This is a genomic window from Modestobacter muralis, assembly GCF_010682105.1.
In the GTDB taxonomy this organism is placed as follows: domain Bacteria; phylum Actinomycetota; class Actinomycetes; order Mycobacteriales; family Geodermatophilaceae; genus Modestobacter; species Modestobacter muralis.
Window position 1 is genome coordinate 86,402 of record NZ_JAAGWH010000040.1, and the last position, 11,607, is coordinate 98,008.

At 74.9% G+C, this 11,607-nt stretch carries 13 protein-coding genes; 10 read left to right on the forward strand and 3 right to left on the reverse strand.

Annotated elements, in window-relative coordinates:
* Positions 1 to 133: 133 nt before the first annotated feature.
* Entirely contained in the window at positions 134 to 1,210 is a 1,077-nt protein-coding gene (locus tag GCU67_RS14470) for an SDR family oxidoreductase (RefSeq protein ID WP_163611921.1), read from the reverse strand.
* A gap of 397 nt (positions 1,211 to 1,607) precedes the next feature.
* On the opposite strand from GCU67_RS14470, the gene GCU67_RS14475 reads away from it, so the two are divergent.
* Both GCU67_RS14475 and GCU67_RS14480 read left to right on the forward strand, forming a co-directional pair.
* On the forward strand, positions 1,608 to 2,183 hold the full coding sequence (locus GCU67_RS14475; RefSeq protein ID WP_163611922.1) for a hypothetical protein: 576 nt from the start codon (positions 1,608 to 1,610) through the stop codon (positions 2,181 to 2,183).
* Between the two features lie 93 nt (positions 2,184 to 2,276).
* On the forward strand, positions 2,277 to 3,695 hold the full coding sequence (locus GCU67_RS14480; RefSeq protein WP_163611923.1) for a M1 family metallopeptidase: 1,419 nt from the start codon (positions 2,277 to 2,279) through the stop codon (positions 3,693 to 3,695).
* A 106-nt stretch (positions 3,696 to 3,801) separates the two neighbouring features.
* Here the strand turns inward: GCU67_RS14480 and GCU67_RS14485 are convergent, their stop codons facing one another.
* On the reverse strand, positions 3,802 to 5,004 hold the full coding sequence (locus tag GCU67_RS14485) for a sigma-70 family RNA polymerase sigma factor (RefSeq protein ID WP_163611924.1): 1,203 nt from the start codon (positions 5,002 to 5,004) through the stop codon (positions 3,802 to 3,804).
* 188 nt (positions 5,005 to 5,192) lie between these two features.
* The gene (gene wrbA / locus GCU67_RS14490; RefSeq protein ID WP_163611925.1) at positions 5,193 to 5,798 is read right to left on the reverse strand and encodes an NAD(P)H:quinone oxidoreductase; all 606 of its coding nucleotides are present in this window, start codon (positions 5,796 to 5,798) and stop codon (positions 5,193 to 5,195) included.
* Positions 5,799 to 6,056: 258 nt separating this feature from the next.
* On the opposite strand from wrbA, the gene clsA reads away from it, so the two are divergent.
* The 8 genes from clsA to GCU67_RS14530 all read left to right on the forward strand — a co-directional run.
* The gene (clsA, locus tag GCU67_RS14495) at positions 6,057 to 6,728 is read left to right on the forward strand and encodes a cardiolipin synthase ClsA (protein ID WP_163611926.1); all 672 of its coding nucleotides are present in this window, start codon (positions 6,057 to 6,059) and stop codon (positions 6,726 to 6,728) included.
* On the forward strand, positions 6,725 to 7,657 hold the full coding sequence (locus GCU67_RS14500; RefSeq protein WP_163611927.1) for a DUF881 domain-containing protein: 933 nt from the start codon (positions 6,725 to 6,727) through the stop codon (positions 7,655 to 7,657). Before clsA ends, GCU67_RS14500 begins: the two co-directional genes overlap by 4 nt.
* A 3-nt stretch (positions 7,658 to 7,660) precedes the next feature.
* On the forward strand, positions 7,661 to 7,993 hold the full coding sequence (locus GCU67_RS14505) for a small basic family protein (protein ID WP_036332584.1): 333 nt from the start codon (positions 7,661 to 7,663) through the stop codon (positions 7,991 to 7,993).
* On the forward strand, positions 7,990 to 8,889 hold the full coding sequence (locus GCU67_RS14510; RefSeq protein WP_163611928.1) for a DUF881 domain-containing protein: 900 nt from the start codon (positions 7,990 to 7,992) through the stop codon (positions 8,887 to 8,889). The genes GCU67_RS14505 and GCU67_RS14510 overlap by 4 nt, the downstream gene beginning before the upstream one ends.
* Before the next feature lie 104 nt (positions 8,890 to 8,993).
* Positions 8,994 to 9,398 (forward strand): glycine cleavage system protein GcvH, encoded by a 405-nt coding sequence (gene gcvH / locus GCU67_RS14515; RefSeq protein ID WP_163611929.1) that lies wholly within the window; start codon positions 8,994 to 8,996, stop codon positions 9,396 to 9,398.
* A 328-nt stretch (positions 9,399 to 9,726) separates the two neighbouring features.
* Entirely contained in the window at positions 9,727 to 10,245 is a 519-nt protein-coding gene (gene odhI / locus GCU67_RS14520) for an oxoglutarate dehydrogenase inhibitor Odhl (RefSeq protein ID WP_163611930.1), read from the forward strand.
* An 85-nt stretch (positions 10,246 to 10,330) separates the two neighbouring features.
* Positions 10,331 to 11,032, forward strand: a complete 702-nt coding sequence (gene ftsR, locus GCU67_RS14525; protein WP_338105024.1) for a transcriptional regulator FtsR — start codon at positions 10,331 to 10,333, stop codon at positions 11,030 to 11,032.
* Between the two features lie 117 nt (positions 11,033 to 11,149).
* Positions 11,150 to 11,607, forward strand: a 458-nt coding sequence (locus GCU67_RS14530) for a bifunctional nuclease domain-containing protein (RefSeq protein ID WP_163611932.1), incomplete at its 3' end; no start/stop codon positions are given.

Consider the following 11,607-nt stretch of genomic DNA (forward strand, 5'->3'; position numbering starts at 1 on the left):
ACGCCCCGGCCGGTGGATCCCGTGCTGGACGTGGCCGTCGGCGCCGTCCCGTCCGGGGTGGGCACCGAGCTGGCCGGGAGTGCGGACCGCGGGAGGAGCGCCGTCAGCCGGCGCTCCTCCTGCGACGGCCCGGTCAGGGGACGATGCGGGCGGCGCGGTAGCGCTCGACGTAGCCGAAGAAGCTGTCCCGGCTGTCCCGGCTCTCGGTGAACCCGGCCTTGCGGCTCTTGTTCATGTCGGTGAGCACCTCGATCTCCCGGCCCAGGTCGCTGTCGGTGTGCCACCAGGAAGCGATCCGGCCCAGGTCGGGCTCGACCAGGCCGTGCTCGGCGGCGATCTCGGCCCAGACGGGCTCGGTGCCGGCCATGGACTCGGTGAGCGGCCGGATGCGCTCGGAGAAGCCCTCCCACTCCAGCCCGAAGTGCTCGGCGATCTGCGGCCAGAGCCAGCGCCAGCGGAAGACGTCGCCGTTGGCGGTGTTGAAGGCCTGGTCCTGCCCGGCCTCCGACGTCGCGGCCCAGATGATCTGGTCGGCGAGCAGGTCGGCGTCGGTGACGTCGGTGACGCTGTTCCACTGGGTCTCCGACCCCGGGAAGACGAACGGGCGCCCGGTCTTCCTGCAGATGGCCGCGTAGGCCGACAGCGTGAGCACCATGTTCATCGCGTTGCCGACGGCGAAGCCAAAGACGGTGTGCGAGCGGTGCACGCTCCAGGTGAAGCCCGCGCGGGCGGCGGCGGCGAAGAGCTCGTCCTCCTGCGCGTAGTAGAAGTTCGGCGCGTCCAGCCGCGGCTCGTCCTCGTGGAACGGGGTGTCGCCCATCTGGCCCTGGGCATAGGCCTCGAAGGGGCCGAGGTAGTGCTTGAGCCCGGTCATCAGCGCCACGTGCCGGACCGAGCCGGCCGGCTCCAGGGCGGCGAGCAGGTCGCGGACGGCGGCACCGTTGACGGCGATGTTCTCGGCCTCGGTGGCCTGTCGGGTCCACGCGGTGATCGCGACCAGCTCCGGCGCCAGCCCGTCGAGGGCGGCGGCCAGCCCGGCGGGGTCGGCCAGGTCGGCCTGCATGGGGCGGATGCCGGGCCCGGGGGCGCGACCGCTGCGGGAGAGCCCGTGGACCTCCCAGCCGGCGGCGACCAGCCGGGCGCCGAGGTTCTGCCCGACGATGCCGGTGGCACCGACGACCAGGGCCCTGCGTGGGATGGAGCTGCTCATGTCCTGCTCCTCGTGGTCTCGTGTCGCTGCGCGGCCGTGCTGCCCGATCCGGCGTCCTCGTCATCGAACGGCGCTGGTCGCCGGGCCGACAGCAGCTGTCGCGAGCCCGTCCTCCTCTTCTGCCCGCGGCGACGTCCTGGTGACCGTGACCTCACGCACCACCCGGTCGTCGCGGGCGGGGAGCTCGTGCAGGGACCCCGCCGCGCCACAGGTCATCCATCCCGCCAGGTGGCTGCACCTCAGGCGGGGGGCCGCCCCCGGACGGCTCCGGGGGACAGCAGCGTCGGTGACCGCGCGGCCGACAGCGACGCGCTGGGCTGCGGACAGCCCGCACACAGGTCCGCGCCGCACGGTCGTCCCACGGGCCGCGACCGGCGGCCCCGGACGAGGAGTGCACATGCGCAGGAAGCTGATCGTCGCCACGACCGCAGGCGTGCTGGCCCTGGGTGGTCTGGCCGTCGCCGTCCCGGCGCTGGCCGACACCGGCACCAGCGGCCAGTCCGCCGTCGGACGGATCACCGAGGCGCTGTCCGGCCTGGTCTCCGACGGGTCGCTGACCCAGGAGCAGGCCGACGAGGTCGCCACCACGCTGGACGGGGCGGGCATCGGCGGCCACGGCGGGCCCGGCGGCCACGGCGGCGGGCGGCTCGACCTCACCGCGGCAGCCACCGCGCTCGGGATGAGCGAGGACGAGCTGCGCACCGCCCTGGACACCGAGGGCACCAGCCTGGCCGACGTCGCCGGGCAGCAGGGCGTCGCCGTCGACACGGTCGTCGACGCACTGGTCGCCGCCGTGCAGGCCGACGTCGCCGAGCACGTGCAGGACGGCGACCTGACCCAGGCCCAGGCCGACGAGCGGCTCGCCGACCTGGAGGCCCGGGTGACCGAGCGGGTCCAGAGCGACAGCTGGGGCCCCGGCCCTGGACGTGGCGGCCCCGACCGCGACGCCGACGGGACCACCGAGGACGACTGACCCGGGCGCGACCGGCCACGTCAGCAACGTGGCCGGTCGCTCGGGTCGCTGGACGTAATGCGGAGGTCACAGACCGCACCTAGCGTGCGGCCCATGAGACGCCCCCTCGTCGCCACCGCCGTCGCGATGGCCCTGACCGTCCCCCTCCTGGCTGCCACACCGGCCCTCGCCGACCGGTACGACCCCGGCAGCACCAGTGGCGGGGACCCCTACTTCCCGGCCGCCGGCAACGGCGGGTACGACGTGTCGCACTACGACCTCGGCCTGTCCTACGACCCGGCGACCGGCCGGCTGGACGGGACCGCGGTCATCAGCCTCACCGCGACCGCGGACCTGGACAGCTTCAGCCTCGACCTGCGCGGGCTCACCGCCACCTCCGTGCTGGTCGACGGGAAGAAGGCGGGCTTCCAGCAGTTGCCGCCGCCGGAGGACGGCCGCGGCGGCGAACTGGTCGTCACCACGCGCCCGAAGCTCAAGGCCGGCAGCACGCACACGGTCACCGTCGTCTACGGCGGCGTCCCGGGGAAGCCGGAGGACATCGAGGGCGCCAACTACGGCTTCGTCAGCTTCGCCGACGGCGCCCTGGTCGCCAACGAGCCCGAGGGCGCGTCCACCTGGTACCCGGTGAACGACGTCCCGACCGACAAGGCCACTTACGACTTCCGCATCACCGTGCCGGAGGGCAAGACGGCGATCGCCAACGGCGAGCTGGTGGGCACCCCCACGACGTCCGGCGGCCGGACGACGTTCGTGTGGCGGGCCACCGACCCGATGGCCAGCTACCTGTCCACGGCGTCGATCGGCGACTACACGATGACCACCCAGGTCGGCCCGCGCGGCATGCCGATCTACAACTTCCTCGAGCGCGACCTGACCGCTTCGCGCCGGGCGACGTCCGAGGCCAGCCTGGCCCTGCAGCCGCAGATGATCGCGTTCTTCGAGGGGGTCTACGGCCCGTACCCGTTCACCTCCTTCGGCGCGATCGTCGACGACGACTCGGTCGGCTACGCCCTGGAGACCCAGACCCGGCCGGTGTACTCGCGGTCCGCCACGGAGGGCACCGTCGCGCACGAGCTGGCCCACCAGTGGGTCGGCAACAGCGTCACCCCGGAGCAGTGGACCGACATCTGGCTCAACGAGGGCTTCGCCACCTACTCGGAGTGGCTGTGGTCGGAGTCGAGGGGCGGCGACACCGTGCAGGAGCAGTTCGACGCCGTCTACGCCACGCCCGCGGACGACGAGTTCTGGACCACCCCGCCCGGTGACCCGAGCCCGGAGACGCTCTTCGCCGCCGCCACCTACGACCGCGGCGCGGCCGCCCTGCAGGCGTTGCGGGTCGCGATCGGCGACCCGGCCTTCTTCGCCGTGCTGCGTGCGTGGGCGACGGAGAACGCCGACGGCAACGTCACCACCGCCGACTTCGTGGCGCTGTCGGAGCGGATCAGCGGGCAGCAGCTGGACGCGTTCTTCCAGGCCTGGATCTACGCGCCGGTGAAGCCCACCACCTGGTGACCCGGTCGCCGGCCGTCGCACCGGGGACCCGGGACGACGGCCGGCGTCCGCCGTCGGTCGCTCCGCCGGCCGCCGCCGAGACCAGCGGCGGTCGGCGGAGCGCCGCTCAGTACCGCTGCCCCGCGGGGAGTGCGGCGAAGTCGCGCTGCACGTCGCGGTACCAGGCCAGCGACTGCCGCGGACGACGCCAGCGCCCCTTCATCGCCTCCCGGGCGGCCTGGTGGGTCGCGTCCCCGGCGCGCTCGGCCTCCTCCAGGTGCCGGTCCTGGGCCTTGATGACCTCGTCGGCGGTCTCGCCGTGGTGCGCCTGGTCGCAGGGACCCCCGAGCTCACGGCACGTCATGGTCTTCACGGTCGGTTCCTCTCCGGTGCTCGCCCGACGACCTCGTGGCCGTCGTCCACCCCTCTGACGTGCCGCGACCGGCAGGTGTGACGCGCGGGTGGCTCGGCCGCGCCGGCGCACCACGCCGGACAGGACGTCCGGGTCGGCGCGGAACGTGATGCGCTGGACCAGCCCGCCGGTGAGGGTGAAGTCGAACAGCACCATCGCCCGGCCACGCTGGAACCAGGCCGCCGCCGGCCGGTCGCCGGCGAGCACGGGCAGGGCGGCGGAGGCGCTGCCGTCGAAGAAGGCGGCCACCGCCTCGCGGCCGCTGATCCGCGCCGGGGTGCCCAGCAGCACCGCGGCGTCGTCGGCGCCGACCTCGGCGTCCGGGGCAAGCAGGGCCAGCAGCCGGCCGAGGTCGCCGCCGCGCGCGGCCGCCATGAAGGCGTCCACCACCGCCCGGTCGGCGGCGTGCCCCGCGGACCCGTGCTCCCCGGTCTCGTCGGCGCCGGTGTCGTCTCCCTCGGGGTCCGGCCGCCCGATCCGGGCGCGGGCCCGGGACGCGAGCTTGCGCGCCGCGGCCGGCGTGGTGTCCAGGACGGCGGCGATGGTGGGGAAGTCGACGGCGAAGCTGTCGTGCAGCACGAACGCCACCCGCTCGCGGGGGGACAGCCGCTGGAGCACCACCTGCAGCGCGACGCCCACGGTGTCGGCGAGCGCGACCTCGTCGGCGGGGTCGGGTGCGGTCGCCCCGGTGAGGTCCTCGTGCGGCACCGGGGTGCGGGCGCGGAGCCGGTCCAGGCACAGCCGGGTGGTCACCGTGGTCAGCCAGGCCGGCAGGTCCGTGACCTCGGTGCCGGTGGTGTGCAACCGCAGCCAGGCCTGCTGCACGACGTCCTCGGCCTCGGACCGGTCGGCCAGCACCCGCGCGGCGATCCGCAGCAGTCGCGGCCGCTCCGCCTCGAACTCCTCGGTCGCCTCCACGGTCGTCCTCCCTCGTCGGCCCCTGCTCCCGTGCTGACGACCGGCGCCCGTGCAGTGTGACCGGGGACGTGCCCCGCCGGTGCGGCTGCGGCACCGGCGGACGACCCCGAGGCTCCGGCGGCGGCGGCGGCGGTGGTGCGGCGGAGGTGCGGCGGTGGTCCCCGGTGCCGGGGACCACCGCGGCGGGGTCAGGCGACGATCTTGGCGGTCATCTCGGCCAGCCGGCGGCCCTGGTAGCGGGCGGCCTCCAGCTCGGCCTCGGAGGCGGTGGCCGACTGGCCACCGGAGGCGGTCGAGGAGCCGTAGGGGTTGCCGCCCGCGGCGAACAGCAGCGGGTCGGTGTAGCCGGGCGGCACGATGACGGCGCCGAAGTGGCTGAAGATGTTGAAGAAGGTCAGGATCGTGGACTCGTTGCCACCGTGGGTGTTCTGCGCGCTGGTGAAGGCCGTGGCCCCCTTGTTCGCCAGCTTCCCGGTGAACCACAGCCCGCCCAGGGTGTCGATGAACTGCTTCATCTGGGCAGCGGGCGTGCCGAACCGGGTGGGGGAGCCCAGGGCGTAGCCGTCGGCCCACTCCATGTCGGCCGGGGTGGCCTCCTCGACCTCACCGGCGGTGGCGTCGACGTGTGCCTGCCACAGCGGGTTGGACGCGATGGCCCCCGCGGGGGCGGTCTCCGCCACCCGGCGCAGCCGGACCTCGGCGCCGGCGGAGGCGGCGCCCTCGGCGACGGCGGCGGCGAGCTGGTGCACGTTGCCGGTGGACGAGTAGTAGATGACTGCGATCTTGGTGGGCACGTGCGTCTCCTCGAGGAGGTGGGGCAGGGGGTCGCCGGACGGTTGGTCAACCGTTCAACCAACTCCGACGCTAGGCCCGGACCCCCCTCCCGGCAACCGGGACCGGACCGGCGGGACCGGACCTGCGGGACCGGACCGCGGGACCGCCCCGGCGGCGGTCCACCCGGCCTGCCGCGCCCCGCCGGGCCGGGGTGGCCCGCCGGGGGACGCACGGGCACTAACCTGACCGGCGGTGGCGACGGCGAGGGTGAGGATCCGATGACGAGGGCGGACGGTCGGCCTGCCGACCTCCCGGAGCGCGCCGTGGACCCGGCGGCGCCCCCGGTGGTGACCCCGGCGGTGGTGAACCGGGACGACCTCAGCGACCGCGTCCTCACCCTGCCCAACCTGATCTCGGTCGTCCGGCTGCTGGGCGTGCCGCTGTTCCTGTGGCTGCTGCTCGGCCCGCAGGCCGACGGGTGGGCGGTCCTGGTCCTGGCGCTGTCGGGGGTCACGGACTGGGCCGACGGCGCGCTCGCCCGCGCGCTGGGCCAGTCCAGCCGGCTCGGTGCGCTGCTGGACCCGGCGGCCGACCGGCTCTACATCGTGGCCACGCTGGTCGCCTTCGTCCTCCGCGACGTCGTCCCGCTGTGGGTGGTGGTGGTGCTGCTGGGCCGCGAGCTCGTGCTCGGCCTCACCCTGCTCGTGCTGCGCCGCGACGGCTGGCCGCCGCTGCAGGTGCACTACCTGGGCAAGGCCGCCACCTTCCTGCTGCTCTACGCCTTCCCGCTGCTGCTGCTGGCCGACGGCGCCGGCACCGCCGCCGCGGTGGCCCGGCCGATCGCCTACGCCCTCACCGTGTGGGGCGCGGCCCTCTACGTGCTGGCCGGGATGTTCTACGTCGTCCAGGCGGCCGGGCTGCTCGCCGCCGGTCGCCGGACCCCCGCGTGAGCGCTCCGGCCCCGGGCCGGCAGCGTTCGCTGGGGGCCTCGCTGCTGGACCAGGTGCTGGCCGAGACCCTCGACCCTGCCTACGCACAGGCGGCCGCCGCCCGCGCCGAGCGGGCCACCGCGCCCGTCGCCGGGGCCGGCCGGCCGTCGTGGCTGCTGCGCCACCGTGGGCAGCTGCTGGTCGCCCTCACCCTCCTGCTGGCCGGCCTGCTCGCCTCGGTCACCTATCAGCAGGCCGCGGTCGGTGCGCAGGGCCGGGAGCAGACCCGGGAGGCCCTCCGCGACGACATCCGCGAGGAGTCGGAGGTGACCGACGACCTGGTCGTCCAGCTCGAGGACCTCACCGCCCAGGTCGGCCGCACCCGCGACCAGGCGCTCGCCACCACCGGCACCGGGCAGCGCGTGCTGGCCCGGCTGTCCGCCGTGGAGCAGGCCGCCGCGGTCGTGGCCGTCTCCGGCCCGGGCCTGCGGGTCACCCTCGACGACGCCCCGCCGCCGGCCGACAGCGACCCGGTCGGCGGAGCCACCCCGCAGAACGAGGCCGGCCTGGTCCAGGACGCCGACGTGCAGCTGGCGGTCAACGGGCTGTGGGCCGCCGGCGCGGAGGCGATCAGCATCAACGGCCAGCGCATCGGCGCCACCACCGCCATCCGCCAGGCGGGGGGTGCGGTCCTGGTCAACTTCCGGCCGGTCGCCCCGCCCTACGACATCGAGGCGATCGGGGACTCCGAGGCGCTGCCGCGGGCCTTCCTCGCCAGCCCCGAGGCGGACACCCTGGCCCGGCTGACCCTCGACTACGGTGTCGTGTTCGACTTCGCCCGGGTGGGTGACCTGGACCTGCCCGCCGGGTCCAGCGCCGAGCTGCGGCACGCCCGCCCGCTGGAGCCCGACGAGGCCGCGAGCACCGACCCGACCACCGACGGAGGCTGACCTGTGATCCCGATCCTCGGACTCGCGGTCGGCGTGGTCCTGGGCCTGCTGCTGGACCCCAGCGTGCCGCTGTGGCTGCAGCCCTACCTGCCGATCGCGGTCGTCGCCGCCCTGGACGCCGTCTTCGGTGGCGTCCGGGCCCGGTTCGACCGCATCTTCGACGCCAAGGTCTTCGTCGTGTCCTTCGTGTCCAACGTGGTGGTGGCCGCGCTGATCGTCTTCCTCGGCGACCAGCTCGGCGTCGGCGCCCAGCTGTCGACCGCCGTCGTCGTGGTGCTGGGCATCCGGATCTTCGGCAACGCCGCGGCCATCCGCCGGCACCTGTTCCGGGCATGAGCGGGCCGCTGTCGCCGGGCCCGCAGCCGGCCGGCGAGCCCGGGGGAGACCTGCCGTCCGCACCCGGGCGGACCACCGACGCCGTCCCGGCAGCACCGGTCGAGCCTGTGTCGGTCGAGGGCCCGCCGGTCGAGGCTCCGCAGGACGGACCGGGGGAGGACCCGGCCCCCGCGGCCTCACCGCCGGGCGGGGGAGCGGCGGCGGCCCGGCCGCGCCGCCGGCGGGACCCGCTGGCCGCCTCGCTGATCGGGGTGCTCACCCTGCTGCTGGGCTTCGCCTTCGCCGTCCAGGTGCGCAGCACCGACACCGCCGAGCAGCTGGCCGGGGCGCGCGAGGAGGACCTGGTCCGCATCCTCGACGACGTCACCGCCCAGGAGGACCGGTTGCGGCAGGAGATCGCCGACCAGCGGGTGGCCCTGGACTCCCTCGGCGACTCCGACACCGTCGCCGCGGCCGCCCTGCAGGAGGCCCAGCAGCGCGCCGAGACCCTCGGCATCCTCAACGGCACCGTCGCCGCCCGCGGCCCGGGCCTCGAGCTCACCATCCGCGACCCGCTCGGCCAGGTCGACGTCGACGTCGTGCTCAACGCCATCCAGGAGCTGCGCGGCGCCGGGGCGGAGACCATGCAGATCGACGGCGTCCGGATCGGGGTCAGCAGCGCCGTCACCGGCACCGCCGGGCAGCTGGCCGTCGACGGGCAGCCGCTGGAGGCGCCCTACACGGTGCGCGTCATCGGCTCCCCGCAGGACATGGCGACGGCGCTGAACATCCCCGGCGGGGTCGCCACCCGGGTCTCCACCGCCGAGGGCAGCCTGGACGTCGTCCAGTCCACCGACGTCGTGGTGGACGCGTTGCGACCGCTCGACGAGCCTCAATACGCTGAGCCGGCCGATTGATGAAGGACCCCGGTGCCCCCCACCCGACGCTCCGCGCCGGGCGGGACCCTGCACCGGGGCCGCCGCACCACCACTGATGCCCCCTCACCTTGGAGATGTGCCGCATGGCCACGCCCGACGATCGCCGTTACACCGACCAGCACGAGTGGGCGCTGGTCCAGGGCACCGGGGGTGCCGCGACGGTGGTCCGGGTCGGGATCACCGACCACGCCCAGGACGCCCTGGGCGACATCGTCTTCGTGCAGCTGCCCGCGGTCGGTGACGAGGTGGCGCCGGGCAACCCGATCGGCGAGGTCGAGTCGACCAAGTCCGTCTCCGACGTCTACTCCCCGGTGGCCGGGGTGGTGACCGCGGTCAACGACGCGCTCGGCGACGCCCCCGAGACGGTCAACAGCGACCCCTACGGCGCCGGCTGGCTGGTCGAGGTCGAGGTGACCGGCGCGGCCGGTGACCCGACCGCGGAACTGCTGGACGCCGCCGCCTACCAGGCCCTCGTCGACGCCACCTGACCGCCGCCTGACCGTCGCCGGGGGCCCCGGGTGTCCACCCCGCGAGCCGGCGACGGCCAGTCGCGCACCCGCCGTCCCGGTACGGGCACTGCTGATCACTATCATCACCACGAGGGCCGGCCCGTGAGCGCAGCGGGGACCACCGACCCTCACCCTGTACGTGTGGTCGACCCCCGGGTCGACCAGCCCGTGTTCCCATGACCCACGGCCCGACCGCGATCCTGCGGCGGCCGACCCACGGCGGGCCACCCGGCCCGTCGTCCGCCGGCCGTCCGCGGCCGTACCACCACCGCCCGCGGCGGTGCCGTCTGCACCGGAGGAGACCCACGTGCTCTGCACTCGATGTGGCCACCAGAACCCCGAGGGCAGCCGCTTCTGCGCCCAGTGCGGTTCGGCTCTGAGCCCCGAGCGGGTCGGTGAGTCGACCAGCATCATCCCCAAGGTCGGTGGCGAGGACTCCGGTGAGCAGGCCGAGGTGTCCGAGTCGACCGCCGACGCGCACGCCGGCGCCGTCGAGTCGCTGCCCCCGGGCTCGGCCCTCCTGGTCGTCAAGCGCGGCCCGAACGCCGGCAGCCGGTTCCTCCTCGACCAGGAGGTCACCACCGCCGGCCGGCACCCCGACAGCGACATCTTCCTCGACGACGTCACCGTCAGCCGCCGGCACGTGGAGTTCCACCGCGAGGGCGGCGGCTTCACCGTGCACGACGTGGGCAGCCTCAACGGCACCTACGTCAACCGCGAGCCCGTCGACGTGGCCTCCCTCGCCGGGGGCGACGAGGTGCAGATCGGCAAGTTCCGCCTGGTGTACCTGACCGGGCCGCGGACGGGCGAGCCGGCCGGCTCGTGACCGGGTGGGCGACGGCCGGGGCCGCGGGCACCGTGGCCCCGCCCACCGAGGAGCGCGACCACACCGGGCGCCGGTCGTGACGGCGGTGCCCCAGCCCGGAGCCAGCGCGGACCGGGACACCGACACGGCCCCGCGCTTCACCATCGGGGAGGTCCTCACCGCGCTGCGGGGGGACTTCCCTGACGTGACGATCAGCAAGATCCGGTACCTGGAGTCCGAGCAGCTGGTCCACCCGCAGCGGACCCCGTCGGGCTACCGGAAGTTCTCCCTGGCCGACGTGGCCCGGCTGCGGTACGTCCTGGCCGCCCAGCGTGACCAGTACCTGCCGCTGCGGGTGATCAAGGCCCAGCTCGACGCCCTGGACCGGGGTGCGGCTGCGGCCGGTGCCGACGGCGGTGCGGACGACGTCCCCGCCGCCGAGCTCCTGCCGGCCGAGGAGTTCGCCCGGGGCGCCGGGCTGACCGCCGGCCAGCTGGCCGACTGCGTCGAGTTCGGGTTCGTCACCACCGACGCCGAGGGCCGGCACCGCAGCGCCGAGCTGCCCGTGGCGCGGGCCGTCGCCGGCCTGGCCCGGCACGGCATCGAACCGCGGCACCTGCGCGTCCACCGCACCGCCGTGGAGCGGGAGGCCGCCCTGCTCGAGCAGGTCGTCACCCCTGCGCTGCGGGCCCGCTCGGAGGAGGGCAGGAACCGCGCCGCCGAGCAGCTGCAGGAGCTGGCCCGGCTCTCGGCACAGCTGCACTCGGCGCTGCTGGACGCGCGGCTGCGCGAGGTCCTCGGCGCCTGAGCGCTGGCGTACCGTTGCGCCCGTACCGAGGGCCGCGGACACGTGGCCCGGCGTCCCCCTCGGATCGCTGCCCAGTGGGGCGCGACGGGCGGGGGAGTCAGCGGAGGGGAGCCAGACGTGCAGGAGCTCAGAGTCGTCGGCGTCCGGGTGGAGCTGCCCGGCAACCAGCCCATCCTCCTGCTGAAGGAGACCCAGGGGGAGCGGTACCTCCCCATCTGGATCGGCGCGGTCGAGGCCGCCGCCATCGCCTACGAGCAGCAGGGGGTCCGGCCCGCCCGGCCGATGACCCACGACCTCCTCCGTGAGGTGGTGACCACCCTGGGCGCGAGCCTGGAGGCGGTCCACATCACCGAGATGCGGGACGGCATCTACATCGCCGAGCTGCTCTTCGGCAACGAGCGCACCGTCAGCGCCCGCCCCTCGGACGCCGTCGCCCTCGCCGTGCGCACCGGCGCCCCGATCTACGGCGCCGAGTCGCTGCTCGACGAGGTGGGGATCGAGATCCCCGACGAGCAGGAGGACGAGGTGGAGAAGTTCCGCGAGTTCCTCGACAACATCAGCCCCGAGGACTTCGA